Annotated in this window: 14 protein-coding genes and 1 pseudogene; 8 read left to right on the top strand and 7 right to left on the bottom strand. The window is 72.1% G+C overall.

Annotation, left to right across the window (positions count from 1 at the left end; genetic code table 11):
* A pseudogene (locus tag NBM05_RS08870) lies at nucleotides 1-1,023 on the bottom strand (hypothetical protein); the annotation flags it as partial.
* On the opposite strand from NBM05_RS08870, the gene NBM05_RS08865 reads away from it, so the two are divergent.
* Nucleotides 1,016-1,552 (top strand): alpha/beta fold hydrolase, encoded by a 537-nt coding sequence (locus tag NBM05_RS08865; protein WP_254166620.1) that lies wholly within the window; start codon nucleotides 1,016-1,018, stop codon nucleotides 1,550-1,552. The pseudogene NBM05_RS08870 and the gene NBM05_RS08865 sit on opposite strands and share 8 nt — an antisense overlap.
* 164 nt (nucleotides 1,553-1,716) lie before the next feature.
* Here the strand turns inward: NBM05_RS08865 and NBM05_RS08860 are convergent, their stop codons facing one another.
* Both NBM05_RS08860 and NBM05_RS08855 read right to left on the bottom strand, forming a co-directional pair.
* Nucleotides 1,717-2,220 (bottom strand): DUF4385 domain-containing protein, encoded by a 504-nt coding sequence (locus NBM05_RS08860; RefSeq protein ID WP_254166619.1) that lies wholly within the window; start codon nucleotides 2,218-2,220, stop codon nucleotides 1,717-1,719.
* Nucleotides 2,221-2,343: 123 nt separating this feature from the next.
* The gene (locus NBM05_RS08855; protein WP_254166618.1) at nucleotides 2,344-3,414 is read right to left on the bottom strand and encodes a lipoate--protein ligase family protein; all 1,071 of its coding nucleotides are present in this window, start codon (nucleotides 3,412-3,414) and stop codon (nucleotides 2,344-2,346) included.
* 175 nt (nucleotides 3,415-3,589) lie between these two features.
* On the opposite strand from NBM05_RS08855, the gene NBM05_RS08850 reads away from it, so the two are divergent.
* Genes NBM05_RS08850 through NBM05_RS08840 form a run of 3 tightly spaced genes read left to right on the top strand, consistent with a single transcriptional unit; the run spans nucleotide 3,590 to nucleotide 7,713 of the window.
* On the top strand, nucleotides 3,590-6,310 hold the full coding sequence (locus tag NBM05_RS08850; protein ID WP_373689315.1) for an ATP-binding cassette domain-containing protein: 2,721 nt from the start codon (nucleotides 3,590-3,592) through the stop codon (nucleotides 6,308-6,310).
* Between the two features lie 47 nt (nucleotides 6,311-6,357).
* On the top strand, nucleotides 6,358-7,260 hold the full coding sequence (locus NBM05_RS08845; protein WP_254166616.1) for a sulfurtransferase: 903 nt from the start codon (nucleotides 6,358-6,360) through the stop codon (nucleotides 7,258-7,260).
* Nucleotides 7,261-7,713, top strand: coding sequence for a SufE family protein (locus NBM05_RS08840; protein ID WP_254166615.1), 453 nt, complete (start codon nucleotides 7,261-7,263; stop codon nucleotides 7,711-7,713). It abuts the gene before it with no gap.
* A gap of 218 nt (nucleotides 7,714-7,931) precedes the next feature.
* Here the strand turns inward: NBM05_RS08840 and NBM05_RS08835 are convergent, their stop codons facing one another.
* Nucleotides 7,932-8,258, bottom strand: coding sequence for a branched-chain amino acid transporter permease (locus tag NBM05_RS08835; protein ID WP_254166614.1), 327 nt, complete (start codon nucleotides 8,256-8,258; stop codon nucleotides 7,932-7,934).
* The gene (locus NBM05_RS08830) at nucleotides 8,251-9,075 is read right to left on the bottom strand and encodes an AzlC family ABC transporter permease (protein WP_254166612.1); all 825 of its coding nucleotides are present in this window, start codon (nucleotides 9,073-9,075) and stop codon (nucleotides 8,251-8,253) included. The genes NBM05_RS08835 and NBM05_RS08830 overlap by 8 nt, the downstream gene beginning before the upstream one ends.
* 80 nt (nucleotides 9,076-9,155) lie before the next feature.
* Between NBM05_RS08830 and NBM05_RS08825 the strand changes: the two genes are divergently transcribed.
* Both NBM05_RS08825 and NBM05_RS08820 read left to right on the top strand, forming a co-directional pair.
* Nucleotides 9,156-9,596 (top strand): Lrp/AsnC family transcriptional regulator, encoded by a 441-nt coding sequence (locus tag NBM05_RS08825; protein WP_254166611.1) that lies wholly within the window; start codon nucleotides 9,156-9,158, stop codon nucleotides 9,594-9,596.
* A gap of 86 nt (nucleotides 9,597-9,682) precedes the next feature.
* The gene (locus NBM05_RS08820; RefSeq protein ID WP_309248145.1) at nucleotides 9,683-11,173 is read left to right on the top strand and encodes an amino acid permease; all 1,491 of its coding nucleotides are present in this window, start codon (nucleotides 9,683-9,685) and stop codon (nucleotides 11,171-11,173) included.
* 162 nt (nucleotides 11,174-11,335) lie between these two features.
* On the opposite strand, the gene NBM05_RS08815 is transcribed toward NBM05_RS08820, so the two are convergent.
* Nucleotides 11,336-13,558, bottom strand: coding sequence for an NADP-dependent isocitrate dehydrogenase (locus tag NBM05_RS08815; RefSeq protein WP_254166610.1), 2,223 nt, complete (start codon nucleotides 13,556-13,558; stop codon nucleotides 11,336-11,338).
* Nucleotides 13,559-13,696: 138 nt separating this feature from the next.
* Between NBM05_RS08815 and NBM05_RS08810 the strand changes: the two genes are divergently transcribed.
* On the top strand, nucleotides 13,697-14,131 hold the full coding sequence (locus NBM05_RS08810; protein ID WP_254166609.1) for an NUDIX hydrolase: 435 nt from the start codon (nucleotides 13,697-13,699) through the stop codon (nucleotides 14,129-14,131).
* Between the two features lie 136 nt (nucleotides 14,132-14,267).
* Here the strand turns inward: NBM05_RS08810 and pgi are convergent, their stop codons facing one another.
* Nucleotides 14,268-15,950: a glucose-6-phosphate isomerase gene (gene pgi, locus NBM05_RS08805; RefSeq protein ID WP_254166608.1), complete on the bottom strand. Its 1,683-nt coding sequence runs from the start codon at nucleotides 15,948-15,950 to the stop codon at nucleotides 14,268-14,270.
* A gap of 306 nt (nucleotides 15,951-16,256) precedes the next feature.
* Here pgi and NBM05_RS08800 point away from each other — a divergent pair, with 306 nt between their 5' ends.
* The gene (locus NBM05_RS08800; RefSeq protein WP_254166607.1) at nucleotides 16,257-18,080 is read left to right on the top strand and encodes a BCCT family transporter; all 1,824 of its coding nucleotides are present in this window, start codon (nucleotides 16,257-16,259) and stop codon (nucleotides 18,078-18,080) included.
* Nucleotides 18,081-18,238 lie beyond the last annotated feature (158 nt).

Below are 18,238 nucleotides of genomic sequence, written 5' to 3'. Positions count from 1 at the left end.
CACCCGGCGGGTGTTGAGGATCCACAGCAGCGTGACCGCCAGGAACGGCATGAACAGCGCCCCCAGGACGCCGTAGAGCAGGATCAGGAAGATGGGCCGGTCCAGGAGGAGCAGCAGCATCGGCGGGGCGGAGGACCACCCGGGGAGGAAGAGTAAGAACATGCCCCCCGGCCCCCGGGCCCCGGGGCGCCCGCCCGCCGAGGAGCGCGCCACGGCCTGCAGCTTAGCGACCAGCAGGTCCAGCCAAGCGCCCACGTGCTCCCGCGCCTCGGCGGTGTCCGGGTAGCGGCAGCGCAGGTGCAGCCCCGACTCGTCGAGGATGAACCAGAGCATGACGCCGTCCGTGCGGATCGTCGCGCCGACGTACTGCGCCTCGAGCCCGGCGGCGTCGATCCTGACCGGCAGCCGCCGCAGGTCCAGCCACGAGATCGCGAACATCCCCGGCGCCTCGGGCATCCCGCCCCACGGCCGCATCAGGTCCTCGAGCGGCCACGAGCCCAGCCGTACCGCCTCGCGCACCGCCGCGGCGGCGGCCCGGGGCCCCGGTTCGCGGCACTCCAGGACGGAGTTGGTGATGAACCAGCCGACCGAGTCGTGCCAGGAGGGCTCGTAGCGGCTGTGCACCGGGAAGACGGCGCGCAGGGCCGTGCCCGCGAGCTCCCGGGTCGCGGACGTCATCGCGTCCACGGCCAGCGTCAGGGTCGAGACGCCGTCCTCGCGGGCCTGGGCCGAGAAGGCGGCGCTGTCGTCGACGTCGAACACGTCCCGCACCTCGACCCGCTCCGGCTGCATCTCCGGGTCCCCCAGGGGGAGCGGGAAGCGGGGCATGACGTCGCCGCCGGCCTCGATGATCTCGGCCCAGCGGTCCCGGACGTCGTCGGGGGCGGCGGGCCGCTCGGCCATGGCCCGGGTGTGCTCGGCAAAGTCGAGGGCGGGCGGCAGGAGCGGGTCCCGGCCGGCCCGGACCGCGGCGAGCGCGGTCAGCAGGTCCCGGGCGATCACGAGCATGGACCACATGTCCACGTGCGAGTGGTCGGCGCCGACGACGACGGTGGGCCCGGCCGCGGTCGAGGCGGAGCTGCCCGCCGGCGCGTTCGACGTGATCGCCTACTCCCTCGGCGCTCGCCTGGCCTGGGAGCTCCCCGGCGCGACGCCGCGCGTGCGGCGCATGGTGCTGGGCGGCATCAGCCCCCGGGAGCCCTTCGGCGCGATCGACGCCGCGGCCCTGCGCGAGGTGCTGGCCGGCGGCGAGCCCGCGGACCCGCTCACGGGGCAGATCGGCGCCATGATCGCCGCGCCGGGCCGGGACACCGAGTCGCTGATCGAGGTGATCCGCGGGCTCGCCGCCGAGCCCTTCGACCCGCGGGAGGCCGCGCCGCGGATCCCGGTCCTTCTGGTGGCCGGGCGGGACGACGTCGTCGCCCAGGGCATTGAGGAGCTGGCCGGGCTGCTGCCCCACGGGGAGCTGCAGCGGGTCCCGGGCGACCACCGCGTCGCCCTGACCGGTCCCGAGCTGCGGGACGCGGCCCTGGACTTCCTCGGGCGGGACTAGCCGAGAAGCGCGGACGCCGCCGGACCCCTCGGCCGGGCTGCCCGCCCGTATCGGCCACGTGTCCGCACCGGCCGCGCCGCCCGGCCGGACCGCTCGCGGAGCTCATTCGGGCCGCGCCGCCCGGCCGTACCACCCGTGGAGCTCAGCCGTACCGCCCGCGCCACTCAGCCGTACCGCGCGCGGTGCTCCTCCTTCAGCGCGGCGTAGTGCCGGTCGGCCTCGGCGGCGTCCCAGGCCTCCTTGAAGATCCGGGCCGACTCGGCCTTGACCGGGTCCTCCGGGCCGCGCTCGTGCTGCTCCCGCCCGTGGGCGCCGCTGCGCCCCTTCCGGTCCTCGGGCACCGGGCCCTTGTACTTCTTGCCGCCCGGGTAGTTCGCGTAGCGCCGCGAGCGGGTGTAGCCCATCTGCAGGAACTTCCGGGCCATGTCCGCGCCGACGAAGTCGCCGGCCTCGAGGTAGCCGTGGAACAGCTCGGTGATCTTCTGGCTCGACGCCGTGGCGGCCTCCGGGTCCTTGAAGCGCCAGTGCGGCAGGATCTCGTCCTTGTACGGCTGGACCTTCAGGACCCCCTGCTCGCCCTTGCCGACGCGGTACAGCTCGGGGTGCTCGCGCAGGTCGAGCCCGGAGTAGTCCAGCGAGTAGTCGAACGCTCGGGAGTCCTTGGCCATGCGCCGAGTCTATCCGCCGCTCGTCCCGACGCCGTCCGCCCGCGCCGGCCCGAGGCGGTCGCCCTCATCGTCACCGGCACCGCGCCGGGCCCTGTGCCCGCGCCGGCCCGGGCCCGCCGCGGGTCACGGCACCCGGTGCCGCCACTCCTCGGTGCCGAACTTCTCCTCGACCAGCCGCCGGCCGGCGTCGAGGTCCTGCTCGCTGAGCTCCCCGGGCCGGGCGCCGTAGCGGCGGGTGAAGGTCGCGATCATCGTGTCGATGATCTCCTCCCGCGAGGCGCCGGTCTGCCGCCGCAGCGGGTCCACGCGCTTCTTCGCGCTGGAGATGCCCTTGTCGGAGATCTTCGCCTGGCCGATCCGCAGGACCTCGGTCATCTTGTCGGCGTCGATGTCGTAGGACATCGTCACGTGGTGCAGCAGCCCCTTGGTGGTCCGCTTCTGCGCCGCGCCGCCGATCTTGCCGCCCGTAGAGGTGATGTCGTTGATCGGCTTGTACCAGGCCTCGACGCCGTGCGCGGCGAGCGCCTCCAGGATCCAGCCGTCCAGGTAGGGGTAGGAGTCGACGTAGCTGAGCCCGGCCACCAGGTCCAGCGGCGCGTACATCGAGTAGGTGATGCAGTTGCCGCCCTCCATGAACATCGCCCCGCCCCCGGAGACCCGGCGCACGACGTCGATCCCGTGCTTTGCGACGCCCGCCGGGTCCACCTCGTTGACGTAGGACTGGAAGGAACCGATCACGGTCGCCCGGTCGGACCACTCCCAGAACCGGATCGTGGGGCCGCGCCGGCCGGCGAGGACCTCGTTCATCAGGTGCTCGTCGAGCGCGACGTTGACCGCGGTGGGCAGGACGGGGGAGTGGACGACCGTCCAATCGTAGTCGGTGAAGTCCTTGGCGCGGGTCAGCGCGCGGCGGACGACCACGGCGACGTCGGAGGTCGCGAAGCCGTGCAGGTGCAGCTCCGAGCCGTGCCGGGCCAGGGCGGCGTCGAGCCGGGCCGTCAGCGCCTCGGCGTCCTCCGCGACCGGCGCCCCCACCAGGGCCGGGGCGAGGTCGAAGAAGGCCTCCTCCGGCTCCAGGAAGAAGTCGCCGGAGATCTTGGCGCCCGTGATGGCGCGGCCGTCGGTCGTCAGGTCGGCGACCACCAGCTTGCCGCCCACCACCTTGAACTCTGCGTGGAATGTCTCCTCAGTCATGCTCACCAGGCTACGCGGCGGACACGACGCCGTCCGTGCCGCGTGCGTCACACCTCGCCGGGCCACGGGGGCCGGGTCCGCCGGACCGGCACCCGCGGGCCGGCCTGCTGTTACCGTGGCCCCTGTGAAGGACAGCGCGGATTCGACGACCCAGACGACGCCCCCGATGGACCCGATGGACCCGGTGGTCTCAGCGACCCTGGCGGCCCCGGGGACCCAGGCACCCCCGGCGGACCCCTCCGGCCACGCCCCCGGAACGGGCCACATCCGCGCGGCCGACGCCCACCTGCACAACCTCCGCCACGTCTCCCTGGAGTTCCCGCGCGGCGCCTTGGTGGCCTTCACCGGCGTCTCCGGGTCAGGCAAGTCCTCCCTGGCCTTCGGCACCCTGCACGGCGAGGTCCAGCGCCGGTACCTCGAGTCCATCGCGCCCTTCGCCCGGCGCCTGCTGGGGGACGCGATGGACCCCTGCGTCGGCTCGGTGACCGGCATGCCGCCCAGCGTCGCGCTCGAGCAGCGCACCTCGGCCGGCGGCGCCCGCTCCACCGTGGGGACCGTGACCACGCTGTCCAACGCCGTGCGGCTGCTCTACTCCCGTGCGGGCGAGCACCCGGCCGACGTGCTCTCCCGCGGGTCCGCCCTGCACGGCGGCCGGCTCACCTCCGACGCCTTCAGCCCCAACACCCCCGAGGGCATGTGCCCCGCCTGCCACGGGGCCGGGGTCCTGCGCGAGCCCACCGAGGCCTCGATGGTCCCGGACCCGTCCCTGAGCATCGCCGAGGGCGCCATCGCCGCCTGGCCCGGGGCCTGGCTCGGCAAGAACTTCCGGGACATCCTGCGCACCCTGGGCATCGACCTGTACGTGCCGTGGCGGGAGCTGCCCGAGGACACCCGCGAGTGGATCCTGTTCACCGACGAGCAGCCGGTGGTCACCGTGGTCCCGGAGCGCGAGGCCGGCCGCATCCAGCGCAACTACCAGGGCAAGTGGACCTCCGTGGCGCGCTACCTGCGCCGCACCGCCGACGAGTCCAAGACCGAGCGCTCCCGGCGTCGAGCGCTGCGCCACCTCCAGACCCGGCGCTGCCCGGAGTGCGAGGGCCACCGCCTGACCCGGGACGCCCTGCGGGTCACGTACCTCGGCGAGCCCATCCACCGGCTGGGCGAGCGCGCCGCGGAGGACCTGCTGGAACGCCTCGCCGGCCGCGAGGACCGGCTGCCCGGCGGGGGCGGGACCCCGGAGGAGGAGGCCGAGCGGCTCCTGCTGGAGAGCATCCTGCCGGTGCTGCGCGCCGTCGTCGGCCTGGGGCTCGGGCACCTGTCCCTGGACCGGCGGGCGCAGAGCCTGTCCTCGGGGGAGCTGCAGCGGCTGCGGCTCGCGGCGCAGCTGCGGGCCGGGCTGTTCGGCGTCGCCTACGTCCTGGACGAGCCCTCCGCGGGCCTCCACCCCTCGGAGAAGGGCGTGCTGCGGGACCTCTTCCGGCGCTTCCTCGAGGAGGGGAACTCGGTCCTGCTGGTCGAGCACGACATGGACCTGGTGGCGCAGGCGGACTGGGTGGTCGACGTCGGGCCCGGCGCGGGCGTCGAGGGCGGGCGGGTCCTGCACTCGGGTCCGGTCGAGGGGCTGCTGGACCACGCCGAGTCCGCGACGGCCCGCAGCCTCCGGGCCCCCGCCCCGGAGCTCCGGACGGCCGAGGAGACGCGCGAGCCCTCCGGGCGGCTGCGGCTGACCGGCATCCGGGCGCGCACCCTGCACGACGTCGACCTGGACCTGCCCCTCGGCTGCCTCACCGCGGTCGCGGGCGTCTCCGGGGCGGGGAAGTCGACGCTGGTCACCCACGTCCTCGGGGGCGTGCTGGGGGAGCGGGTGCGCACCGCGCTCGCCGACGACCCGGAGCCGGCCGAGACCGGGGCCGACGCCGACGCGGACGCGCTCGACCCGGCCGAGGACGCCGCCCCCGTCGTCGCCTCGGTCGAGGGCGCCGAGGCGGTGGACCGGCTCGTGCGGATCACCCAGAAGCCCATCGGCCGCAGCCCGCGCTCCTGCCTGGCCACCTACACGGGCCTGTTCGACCGGGTCCGCCGCCTCTTCGCCGCGACCCCGCTGGCCCGCGAGCGCGGCTGGGGCATCGGCCGCTTCTCCTACAACGTGGCCGAGGGCCGCTGCCCGACCTGCGCGGGCGAGGGCCGGATCGAGGTCGAGCTGGTCTTCCTCCCGGGCAGCTACGCCGTCTGCCCCGACTGCCACGGCGCCCGCTACGCCCCGGAGACCCTCGAGGTCGCCTGGAACGGCCACGACGTCGCCCAGATCCTGCAGCTCAGCGTCCGCGCCGCCCGCGAGGTCTTCGCCGACGACGCCGGGGTGAGCCGCGCGCTCGAGGCCCTGGACGCGATCGGGCTGGGCTACCTGACCCTCGGCCAGCCGGCCACCGAGCTCTCCGGCGGCGAGGCGCAGCGGATCAAGCTCGCCACCGAGCTGCAGCGGGCCCCGCGGGGCCACACCGTCTACCTCTTGGACGAGCCGACCGTCGGACTGCACCCGGCCGACGTCGAGCTGCTGGTCGCCGAGCTGAACCGGCTCACGGACCAGGGGAACACGGTGGTCGCCGTCGAGCACGACCTGCGGGTGATCGCGCAGGCCGACCACGTCGTGGACCTGGGCCCCGGCGCGGGGGAGCGCGGCGGGCGGATCGTGGCCCGGGGCGCCCCGGCCGAGGTCGCGGCGGACCCCGCGAGCGCGACCGGCCGCTGCCTGGCCCGCCTGGCGGAGCGTCCCGCGGCGGGTGGCGCGGCCCCGGAGAGGTCCGGGCCGGACGGCTCCGGGCCGGACGGCGTCGTGCCGGACCCGACCGAGCCGGCCGGGAATATCCCCACCGCCCCGGACCGTTCTGGTGCATGAGGGATAATCGAGCCAGAACACCCCAGAAGACGAGCGATGGAGGCACAGTGACAGCACCGACCGATCAGCACCCGGAGTTCGCGGAGTACGCGCACCCCGGGCGCCTGGTGAGCACCGACTGGGTCGCGGAGCACGCCGACGACGCCGGCGTCGTCGTCGTGGAGAGCGACGAGGACGTCCTGCTCTACGAGACCGGGCACGTCCCCGGCGCCGTGAAGATCGACTGGCACACCGAGCTCAACGACCCGGTGACCCGCGACTACGTCGACGGCGAGGGGTTCGCGCGGCTGATGTCCGCCAAGGGCATCTCCCGCGACACCACCGTGGTGATCTACGGCGACAAGTCCAACTGGTGGGCCGCCTACGCCCTGTGGGTCTTCGAGCTCTTCGGCCACGAGGACGTCCGGCTCATGGACGGCGGCCGCGCCAAGTGGCTCGCCGAGGGCCGCGAGACCACCACCGAGGTCCCCGCCCCCGCCGCGTCCGAGTACCCGGTGGTGGAGCGCGAGGACGCCGCGATCCGCGCCTTCCTCCCCGAGGTCAGGGACGCCATCGGCCGTGTGCCGATGATCGACGTGCGCAGCGCCGACGAGTACACCGGCCGCCGCACCCACATGCCGGACTACCCCGAGGAGGGCGCCCTGCGCGGCGGCCACATCCCCACCGCGCACTCGGTGCCGTGGGCCCGGGCCGCGCGCGAGGACGGCACCTTCAAGTCCGCCGCGGACCTGCGCGAGGTCTACCAGGCCGAGCTCGGCCTGGAGCCGGGCCAGGACGTCATCGCCTACTGCCGCATCGGAGAGCGCTCGAGCCACACGTGGTTCGTCCTGAAGTACCTGCTGGGCTTCCGGAGCGTGCGCAACTACGACGGCTCGTGGACCGAGTGGGGCAACGCCGTGCGCGTGCCGATCGCGCGCGGCGAGCAGCCGGGCGAGGCGGTGGCCGCCTAGATGTCCGCGACCATCGACCTGCCGGCCTCCCTCCAGGAGATCGCCGACGACTTCGCCGAGCTGCCCGCGCCCGAGCGGCTCCAGCTGCTGCTGGAGTTCAGCAACGGCCTGCCGGCCCTGCCCGCGCGCCTGGCGGACCACCCGGAGCTGCTGGAGCCGGTGCCCGAGTGCCAGTCGCCGATCTTCCTCCTGACCGAGGTCGACGACGACGGCACCGTCCACCTGTTCTTCTCGGCCCCGCCGGAGGCGCCGACGACGCGCGGCTTCGCGGGCATCCTGCAGGAGGGGCTCGACGGCGCCCCCGCCGCGACCGTCCTGGCGGTCCCGAGCGACTTCGCCCTGCGGCTCTCGCTGGCCGAGGCCGTGAGCCCGCTGCGGCTCAACGGCATGAGCGGCATGCTGACCCGTATCCAGCGCCAGGTGGCGCAGAAGGCGGCCGCGACGAGCGCCTGAGCCGGGCCGGCGCGGCCGAGGCTCCGGCCGGTGCCGGACCGCGCCGGCGCGGCGCCGGATCGCACCGACGCAGAAGGCCGGCACCCCGGAAGGGGTGCCGGCCTCGTTCGCATCCGGGGGCCGTCCGCCCCGCCGGACCCGGGACCGCCGAGGCACCGGACCCGGGGACCGCCGCGACGCCGAGCGGCGGCGTCGGCCCCGCGCCCCGCGCGCGACCCTCAGAACACCAGGTTGGCGAGCACCAGACACACGGCGGTGCCCGCCACGATCGACAGCACCGCGTTGCGCCGCCACACGTGCACCAGCACGGTCGCGGCCGCGCCCGAGAGCGCCGGGACGCCGTGTCCGGGGGCCGAGAAGTCGATGGTGGACAGGCCGTAGACCGCGAGGATCACCACGATGCCCAGCGGCATCCACCGCGAGACCGCCGTCATGGCCGCGGAGTCGCGCAGCTTCGGGGCGGCGAGGAACGGCGTCAGGCGCAGGACGAAGGTGATGCCCACCGCGATCGCGATGACCGCGACGATATAACCGGGACTAGGCACGACGTGACCTCCTGGAGGCGATGGCGAAGCGGGCGACCAGGGTCGCGAGGAACACGGCCATGGCGACCGGGAGCATCGAGCCCGGCACCAGGAGGATCGCGACGACCGCCGAGACGCCGGCCAGCACGGCCGTCAGCGGATCCGGCCGGCTCAGGTAGGCGTCCACCGCCAGCACGATGAACAGCGCGGTCAGGATGAAGTCCAGGCCCTCGACGCCGGAGAGCAGCGTCGCGCCCGTCAGCCCGCCCAGCACCGCGCCCGTGGCCCAGCCCGCGTGCATGCCCACGTGGGTCCAGATCATGCGCCCGCCGGTCAGCGTCCTCGGGTCCCGGCTGGAGAGGATCGCGAAGGCCTCGTCGCACAGGGAGAAGATGGCGTAGAGCCGCCCCCACCGGCTGCGGATGCGGTGCAGCGGGTAGGACAGGCCGTAGAAGAGGTGCCGCGAGTTCATGAGGAAGGTCGTCAGGGCGATGCCCGCCAGCGGAGCACCCGCGGCGATCAGCCCGATCAGGACGAACTCGACGGACCCGGCGAACACGGTCGCGGAGATCACCGGGGCGAGCCACCACGGCAGCCCGTGGGCGGTGACCAGCACCCCGAACCCGATGCCCAGGACGAAGATGCCCAGCCAGATCACGCCGGCGCTGCGTAGCGCGGCCCGGAAGTCCGAGGCTGCCGGGCGCTCCGAGGCAGCGGGCTCGACGTCGTCGGTCCGGACGTCGCCGGGCGCGGCCTCCGGGACGGGGCCCGGTGCCGTCCCGGCGGGCGGGGCCGGCGGGGGAGCCGACGGCAGGGAAGCGGTGTGGGGTGCGGACATGGTGCGAGAATATCCGATTCGGTTCGCAATAGGTGATCTTCTTATTGCCGAACGCGCGGTTCCACAGCAATGATAGGTCTATGGATGCTTTGGATCACGCAATAATCGACGAGCTGACCCGGAACGGCCGCCTCGGCAACCAGGAGCTGGCCTCCCGGGTGGGTCTCACGGCGGCGCCGTGCCTGAGGAGGGTGCGGCGGCTGGAGAAGGAGGGCGTCATCGTGGGCTACCGGGCCGTCGTCGACCCCGAGCGCCTGGGCCGCGGGTTCGAGGTCATCACGCACGTCGAGCTCAGCGCCCAGGGGCGGGAGGTCATCACCGGCTTCGAGGAGCGGGTTGCCCGGATGCCGGAGGTCGTGGAGTTCCGGCGGATGTTCGGCTCGCCCGACTACATGATGCACGTGCAGGTCAGGGACGCGGCGGCCTACGAGGAGTGGGTCATGCAGCGGCTGTTCAGCGACAGCGCGGTGGCCCGGGTCGACTCCCGCATGACGATGAAGAACCTCAAATCGATGCGCTAGGTCGCGCCTTTCGGTGGACTGCTGGGTACTGTTTGACGGTGGTAGCCTGAACGAGCTTTTGACCCGGCGAACCCGAGGGGCGCAACGTGACGGTAGACATCGAGAAGGACCTCTCCACCCAGGAGGGCCTCAAGCGCGGCCTGAGCACCAGGCACCTGATGATGATCGCCATCGGCGGCGCCATCGGGACGGGGCTGTTCGTCGCCTCCGGCGGCACGATCGCGCAGGCCGGGCCCGGCGGCGCGCTCGTCGCCTACGTCGTCATCGGCGCCATGGTGCTGCTGCTCATGCAGTCCCTGGGCGAGATGGCCTCCCACCTCCCCGTCTCGGGGGCCTTCCAGACCTACGCGACCCGCTTCGTGAGCCCCTCCTTCGGCTTCGCGATGGGCTGGAACTACTGGTTCAACTGGGCGATCACGGTCGCCGCGGAGCTGGTGGCCGCGGGCCTGATCATGTCCTTCTGGCTGCCCGACGTGCCGGGCTGGGTCTGGGCTGGGGTCTTCCTCGTCCTGCTCACCGGCCTCAACGCGCTCTCGGCCAAGGCCTTCGGCGAGAGCGAGGCGCTGCTGGCCTTCATCAAGGTCGCGGCGGTCGTCGTCTTCCTGGTGACGGGCGTGCTGATGATCCTGGGCATCCTGGGCGGCAGCGCCCCGGGGCTGTCCAACTGGACCACCGGGGGCGCGCCGTTCAACGGCGGCTTCGTCTCGATCATCGCGGTGTTCATGATCGCCGGCTTCTCCTTCCAGGGGACCGAGATGGTCGGCGTCGCCGCCGGCGAGTCCCGCAACCCGCAGAAGGACGTGCCCAAGGCGATCCGCACCGTGTTCTGGCGGATCATGCTGTTCTACGTCGGGGCGATCACCGTGATCGGCTTCCTGATCCCCTACACCGATCCCAACCTGCTGCGCAACGACGCGACCGACATCGCCTTCTCTCCGTTCACGCTCGTCTTCGAGCGCGCCGGCATCGCCTTCGCGGCCTCGCTCATGAACGCCGTGATCCTCACCGCGATCCTCTCGGCCGGCAACTCGGGGCTCTACGCCTCGGCGCGCATGCTGTTCTCGATGGCCACCGAGGGCAAGGCGCCGAAGATCTTCGCGCGGGTCAACCGCCGCGGCATCCCCCTTCCCGCGCTGCTGGCGACCGCCTCGGTGGGCCTGTTCGGCTTCCTGACGGCCGTGGTCGGGCAGGGCGCCGCCTACACGTGGCTGGTGAACATCTCGGGGCTGTCCGGGTTCATCGTCTGGGTCGGCATCGCGGTGTGCCACTTCCGGTTCCGACGGGCCTACGTCCGGCAGGGGTACGACCTCAAGGACCTTCCATACCGGGCGCCGCTGTTCCCGATCGGCCCGCTGCTGGCCTTCTCCCTGTGCATCGTCGTGATCCTGGGCCAGAACTACCAGGCGGTCTTCGACGGCAAGCTGCTGCAGGTGCTGAGCGCCTACATCGGCCTGCCGATCTTCCTGGGCGTCTGGCTGATCCACAAGGCCGTCACGAAGGACCGGACCATCCCGCTGGACGAGGTGGACGTCTCCGGGATCCGGGTGGGCGAGGACGGCTCGCGCCGCCCGTCCTAGGCGCCGGCGGTCGCGGCCCCGGCCGCAACCCACGGACCCGGCCGCAGCCCATGGACTCGGCCGTCAGCGGCCCCGGTCGCTGCCGGCCCCGGCCGCCGTCGGCACCACGCACAAGGCCCCGGCCCCTCCGTCTGGAGGGGCCGGGGCCTCACGCGTCTCGGACTAGCGCAGCAGCTGCGCCAGCACGCCGTTCAGCGTCTCCGAGGGGCGCATGACCGGCTCGGCCTTCTCGTCGCGCGGGCGGTAGTAGCCGCCCAGCTCGACCGGGGAGCCCTGGACCGCCAGCAGCTCGCCGGTGATCTTCTCCTCGTTCTCGCGCAGCTGCGCGGCGATCGAGGCGAAGGCCTCGGCCAGCTCGGCGTCGCGGTCCTGCTGCGCCAGCTCCTCGGCCCAGTACAGGGCGAGGTAGTAGTGGCTGCCGCGGTTGTCGATCTCGCCGACCTTGCGGGACGGGGACTTGTTCTCGTCCAGGAAGGTGCCGGTCGCGGCGTCGAGCGTCTCGGCCAGGACCGCGGCGCGGTCGTTGCCCGTGGTGCTCGCCAGGTGCTCGAACGACGCCGCCAGGGCCAGGAACTCGCCCAGCGAGTCCCAGCGCAGGTGGTTCTCCTCGACCAGCTGCTGCACGTGCTTCGGCGCCGAACCGCCGGCGCCGGTCTCGAACAGGCCGCCGCCGTTGATCAGCGGGACGATCGAGAGCATCTTGGCGGAGGTGCCCAGCTCGAGGATCGGGAACAGGTCGGTCAGGTAGTCGCGCAGCACGTTGCCGGTCACCGAGATGGTGTCCTCGCCGCGGCGGATGCGGTCCAGCGAGAACTGCGTGGCCTCCTCGGGGGAGAGGATCCGCAGGTCCAGGCCCTCGGTGTCCTCCTCGCCCAGGTACTCCTCGACCTTGGCGATGAGGTTGGCGTCGTGCGCGCGGCCGGCGTCGAGCCAGAACACCGCGGGGGTGCCGGACTCGCGCGCGCGCCGCGCGGCGAGCTTGACCCAGTCGCGGACCGGGACGTCCTTGGTCTGGCAGGAGCGCCAGATGTCGCCCGCGGAGACCTCGTGGGAGGTGAGGACCTCGCCGGACGAGTCGAGAAGCTCGACCGTGCCGTCGGCGTCGAGCTCGAAGGTCTTGTCGTGCGAGCCGTACTCCTCGGCCTTCTGCGCCATGAGGCCCACGTTGGGCACGGAGCCCATGGTGGTGGGGTCGAAGGCGCCGTGGGCGCGGCAGTCGTCGATTACGGTCTGGTAGACCCCGGCGTAGCAGGAGTCGGGGATGACGGCGAGGGTGTCGTGCTCGTCGTCGTCCGCTCCCCACATGTGGCCCGAGGTGCGGATCATCGCGGGCATCGAGGCGTCCACGATCACGTCCGAGGGGACGTGCAGGTTGGTGATGCCCTTGCGGGAGTCGACCATGGCGATCGAGGGGCCCTGCTCGAGGCCGTGCTGGATGCCCTCGCGGACGCCGCGGGCGGTCTCCTCGTCCAGGGCGTCGAGCCCGTTGAGGATCGAGGCGAGGCCGTTGTTGGGGGAGAGTCCGGCGGCGGCGAGCTGCTCGCCGTAGGTCTCGAAGACCTCGGAGAAGAAGGCCTTGACCGCGTGGCCGAAGAGGATGGGGTCGGAGACCTTCATCATGGTGGCCTTGAGGTGCACCGAGAATAGCACGCCCTCGGCCTTGGCGCGGGCCACCTGCTCGGCGAGGAAGCGGTCCAGCGCGGCGGCGCGCATGACGGTCGCGTCGACGATCTCGTCCTTCAGGACCTTCAGGCCCTCCTTGAGGACCTTCTGGGAGCCGTCCTTGCCGGTGAAGCGGATGGTCAGGACGTCGTCGGCGGGCATGATCACCGACTGCTCGTTGGAGCGGAAGTCGTCCTGGCCCATGGTCGCGACGTTGGTCTTCGAGTCCGCGGACCAGGCGCCCATGCGGTGCGGGTTCTTGCGGGCGTAGTTCTTGACCGAGAGGGGCGCGCGGCGGTCGGAGTTGCCCTCGCGCAGCACGGGGTTCACGGCCGAGCCCTTGACGCGGTCGTAGCGGGCGCGGACGTCGGCGTCGGCGTCGCCCTTGATCTCGTCGGGGTAGTCGGGCAAGTCGAAGCCCGACTGCTGCAGCTCCGCGATCGCGGCCTTGAGCTGCGGGACCGAGGCCGAGATGTTCGGCAGCTTGATGATGTTGGCCTCGGGGGTCTTGGCGAGCTCGCCGAGCTCCGCCAGGGCGTCCTCGACCTGCTGGTCCGCGGGCAGGCGGTCGCCGAACTGGGCCAGGATGCGTCCCGCGAGCGAGATGTCGCGGGTCTCGACCTCGACGCCGGCGCTGGCCGCGTAGGCCTCGACGACCGGCTTGAAGGAGTAGGTGGCCAGAAGCGGCGCTTCGTCGGTCTGGGTGTAGATGATGGTGGACATAGGCGTGGGCATTCTCCCTGCTGCTGAGTGGCGGGTCGTTTCCTCGGCTCAATATACCGGACGTGCTCCCGCGCACGCCGGTCTCGCGGACTGGTCGGGGGTGGTGGGCGCCCGCCGCCCGCGGGCTAGGCTGGGTCGATGCCCGTCATCTCAGTCTCAGCAGTCGTCATCCAGGACTCCGCCGGCAGCGTGCTGACGGTGCGCAAGCGGGGGACCGCGTCGTTCATGTTCCCGGGCGGGAAGCCCGAGCCCGGCGAGAGCGCCCTCGCGGCGGCCGCCCGCGAGGTGCGGGAGGAGCTGGGGCTCGAGGTCTGCCTCGACGACCTGCACCACCTGGGCCGCTGGGAGACCGCGGCCGCCAACGAGGCGGGGTGGGACCTGGTCAGCGAGGTCTTCGAGCTGCGCGGCACGGACGGGGCGGTGCCCGACGCCGGGCGGATCCTCCCGCGCGCGGAGATCGAGGAGCTGCGCTGGATCAACCCCCTCGAGGGGATCGGGCGGCCGGAGGTCGCGCCGCTGACCCGCGAGTGCGTCTTCCCGTACCTGATCGACCGGGCGGCCGCGCGGCGCTGAGCCCGGCGCGGACCGAGGCCGAATGCGCCCAGACCGGTCGCGGATCGAGACCGGACGTGGACCGGGGCGGCGGCCGGTCGGCTGAGCGGCGGCCGGCCCGGCCCCGGGGCGGCCGGGCCGGCCGCCCCGTCCGAGGTCACCGCCGGCGGTGCTCCAGGTAGTAGGAGATCAGCCCGCGCGTCGAGGCGTCCTGGTCCCCGAGGACCTCGCGGTCCCCAGCCACGGCCGGCAGGATCTCCTGGGCGAGCTGCTTGCCCAGCTCCACGCCCCACTGGTCGAACGAGTCGATGCCCCAGATCGTGCCCTGCACGAAGGTGACGTGCTCGTAGAGCGCGATGAGCTGACCCAGCACCGCCGGGGTCAGGGCCGGGGCGATGAGCGACGTCGTCGGGCGGTCCCCGCTGAACACGCGCGCCGGGACCACCGACTCCTCGGTGCCCTCCGCCCGGACCTCCTCGGCCGTCTTGCCGAAGGCCAGGGCCTTGGTCTGGGCGAAGAAGTTGGCGAGGAAGACCTCGTGGACGTCCGTCTCCCCGTCCCGGGTCGGGTGCACGGGGTTGGCGAAGGCGATGAAGTCCGCCGGGATGAGCCGGGTGCCCTGGTGGATCAGCTGGTAGAAGGCGTGCTGGCCGTTGGTGCCGGGCTCGCCCCAGAAGATCTCGCCGGTCTGCGTGGTGACCTGGCTGCCGTCCCAGCGCACCGACTTGCCGTTGGACTCCATGGTCAGCTGCTGCAGGTAGGCGGGGAAGCGGTGCAGGTGCTGGTCGTAGGGGAGCACGGCGTGGGAGCCGGCGTCGAAGAAGTTGACGTACCAGACGTTGAGCAGGCCCATGAGCAGCGGGAGGTTCCGCTTGGCCGGGGCCGCGCGGAAGTGCTCGTCCATCGTGTGGAAGCCCGCGAGGAACTCCTCGAAGGCGTCGGGCCCGAGCACCACCGCCAGCGAGGTGCCGATCGCGGAGTCTACCGAGTAGCGCCCGCCCACCCAGTTCCAGAAGCCGAAGGCGTTCTCCGGGTCGATCCCGAAGTCCGCGACCTTGTCCAGCGCGGTCGAGACGGCCACGAAGTGCTTCGCCACGGCCGTCTCCTCGGCCTCGCCCACCAGGGCCCCGGCCTCGCGCAGCCCGTCCAGCAGCCAGGAGCGGCACACCCGGGCGTTGGTCAGGGTCTCCAGGGTCCCGAAGGTCTTGGAGGCCACGATGAACAGGGTGGTCTCGGGGTCGAGGTCCGCGACCGTCTCGGCGGCGTCGGTCGGGTCGATGTTGGAGATGAACCGCGCCGTCAGGCCCGGTTGGGCCAGGGGCTTCAGCGCCTCGTAGACCATCACGGGCCCGAGGTCCGAGCCGCCGATGCCGATGTTCACGACCGTCTCGATGGGCCGGCCGGTCACGCCGGTCCACTCGCCCGAGCGCACCCGGTCCGCGAAGTCGTAGACCTTGGCCAGCACCTCGTGCACGTCGGCGTCCACGTCCTGGCCGTCCACCGTGAGCCGGGGCTCGACGTCGCGGGGCCGCCGCAGCGCGGTGTGCAGCACGGCGCGGTCCTCGGTGACGTTGATGTGCTCGCCGGCGAACATCGCGTCCCGGCGCCGCTCGACGCCGGCCTCGCGCGCCAGGTCCAGCAGCAGCCCGACCGTCTCGGCGGTGATCAGGTTCTTGGACAGGTCGGCGACGAGATCGCCCGCCTCGACCGTGAGGTCCTCGGCGCGCCGGGGGTCCGCGGCGAACCAGGAGCGCAGGTCCGGGTCGATCTCCGTGCGGTGGGCGGCCAGGGCCTTCCAGGCGGGGCCGGCCGTGATGTCGGGAAGCTGGGGTGAACTCATAGCCTCATTGTGGCCTCTGCGACGAGGCGGACGCCACAGGATCCCGTCCGTGTCCGACGACGCCGGGGCGGGCGCCGTCGTCCCCCGCCGTGCCGCCCGCCCGGAGTCGCGGCGTGAGGTCGGGCATATCCGGGTCCGGGGCGCCGGGACAGGTGGCGTTGATCAGCAGACTTGTCTAACGTGAGGAATAAGTGTGCTTGTCGTCGAGTGCCCTCCGGAGCACCCGCGTCGTCGACCTCCGCGGGGGTGTTCCCGGCCCGTCGCACGAGCCTCGCACCTTTACGAGCCATCACATTGAGGAAAACCATGTCCAATTTCCTGACTCGCAAACCCGACCTGAGAGAGGGGGACATCCCCGACCGGGTCAAGCACAAGATGCGCAAGGGGCTGCTCGACAAGCGCGTCTTCATCCCCGCGGCCATCGTCATGGCCCTGTTCATCGGCATCACGCTGGCCTTCCCGGCGGAAGCCAACCGCGTGTTCTCCGCGCTGCAGGAAGACGTCATCGGCTACTTCGGCTGGTACTACGTCGCGATCGTCGCGCTCTTCGTGATCTTCGCCCTGTACCTGGGCTTCAGCCGCCTGGGCGACATCAAGCTCGGCCCTGACGACTCCACGCCCGACTACAGCTTCATGACCTGGCTGGCGTTCCTCTTCGCCGCGGGCATGGGCATCGGCCTGGTCTTCTACGGCGCCTCCGAGCCGCTCTCGCACTTCGCCTCCCCGCCCCCCGGCGTCGGCGGCACCGAGGAGCAGGTCGCGCAGTCGGCGATGTCCCGCTCCTTCCTGCACTGGGGCCTGCACCCCTGGGCTATTTACGTGATCGTCGGCATGGCCATCGCCTACGCCACGCACCGCAAGAAGCTGCCGCTGTCCATCCGCTACTCGCTCAAGCCCCTGCTGGGGAACAAGATCAAGGGCGCGTGGGGCGACCTGATCGACGTCGTCGCGCTGGTCGGCGTGCTCTTCGGCGTCGCGACCTCGATGGGCCTGGGCGTCATGCAGATCGCCGCGGGCCTCGGCTTCCTGAACATCGACGCGAACAACAACTTCGCGTACACGCTGATCATCATCGTCCTCTCCGCGGTCACCCTGTTCTCGGTGGTCACCGGGCTGGAGAAGGGCATGAAGTGGCTGTCCAACGGCAACCTCATCCTCGCCGGCGTGATCGCGCTGTTCGTGCTGGTCTTCGGCCCCACGATCTTCATCCTCCAGGAGTTCATCCAGTCCATCGGCGACTACCTGCAGAACGTCATCCAGATGACCTTCTCGACCTTCGCCCTGGACGGCGAGGCCGGGCAGGAGTTCTCCGGGGCCTGGACCACGTTCTACTGGGGCTGGTGGATCTCCTGGTCCGCCTTCGTCGGCATGTTCATCGCCCGCGTCTCCCGCGGCCGCACCGTGCGCGAGTTCGTCATGGCCGTGCTGCTGGTCCCCGCCGCGATGTCCTTCTTCTGGTTCTCCGTCATGGGCGGCACCGCCCTGCACGAGCAGATCTTCGGCGGCGGCGGCCTGATCGGCGCCGACGGCACCGTGGACAGCGAGAACGCGCTGTTCGGGATGCTGCAGAACCTGCCGGCGTCCGTGCCGCTGGTCATCGGCGCGATCATCCTGATCGTGGTGTTCTTCGTGACCTCCGCGGACTCGGGCGCGCTGGTGCTCGGCATGATCGCCTCCTCGGGCTCCCCGAACCCGAAGACCTGGGTCCGGGTCTTCTGGGTCCTGGTCTCCGGCGGCGCCGCGACCGCCCTGCTGTGGGCCGGCGGCGAGGACTCGCTGAACGCGATCCAGACGGTCTCGATCCTCACGGCCCTGCCGTTCTCGGTCGTGGTCCTGCTGATGTGCCTCTCGCTGTTCAAGTCGCTGAGCGCCGAGCACGCGCTGTTCGTCCGCGCCCAGCGGCGCCAGGTGCGCAACGAGCTCACCGAGCAGATCTCCGAGTCGGTCAGCGAGCAGTGGGAGGAGGGCCTGTCCAAGCTCGAGGAGCAGGTCAACGACCGCACCGGCTCCATCGACCTCTCCGGGACCAAGGTGGAGCTCGACGGCGGCGGGCAGGGAGTCCTGACTCGCAACGCGAAGTCCGCCGACGCCCCCTGGAAGATCCGGCCGGAGGGGCGCGAGAAGCGCTGACCCCCGCCGGCTGACACGGCGTCGGCCCTCCTCCCGCCCCCGGGCGAGGGGAGGGCCGACGCCGTTCCCGCACCGCCCGCGTGACGGCACTCATGTCGGATTTGGCGGCGGTCGCTATGATTAAAGGCGGTCCTGAGCGGGCCGGATCCATACACAAC

This window comes from Rothia santali (assembly GCF_024199905.1).
Classification (GTDB): domain Bacteria; phylum Actinomycetota; class Actinomycetes; order Actinomycetales; family Micrococcaceae; genus Rothia; species Rothia santali.
The sequence above is the reverse complement of the archived record's forward strand: the minus strand, read 5'-3'. Positions and strand labels throughout refer to the sequence as shown.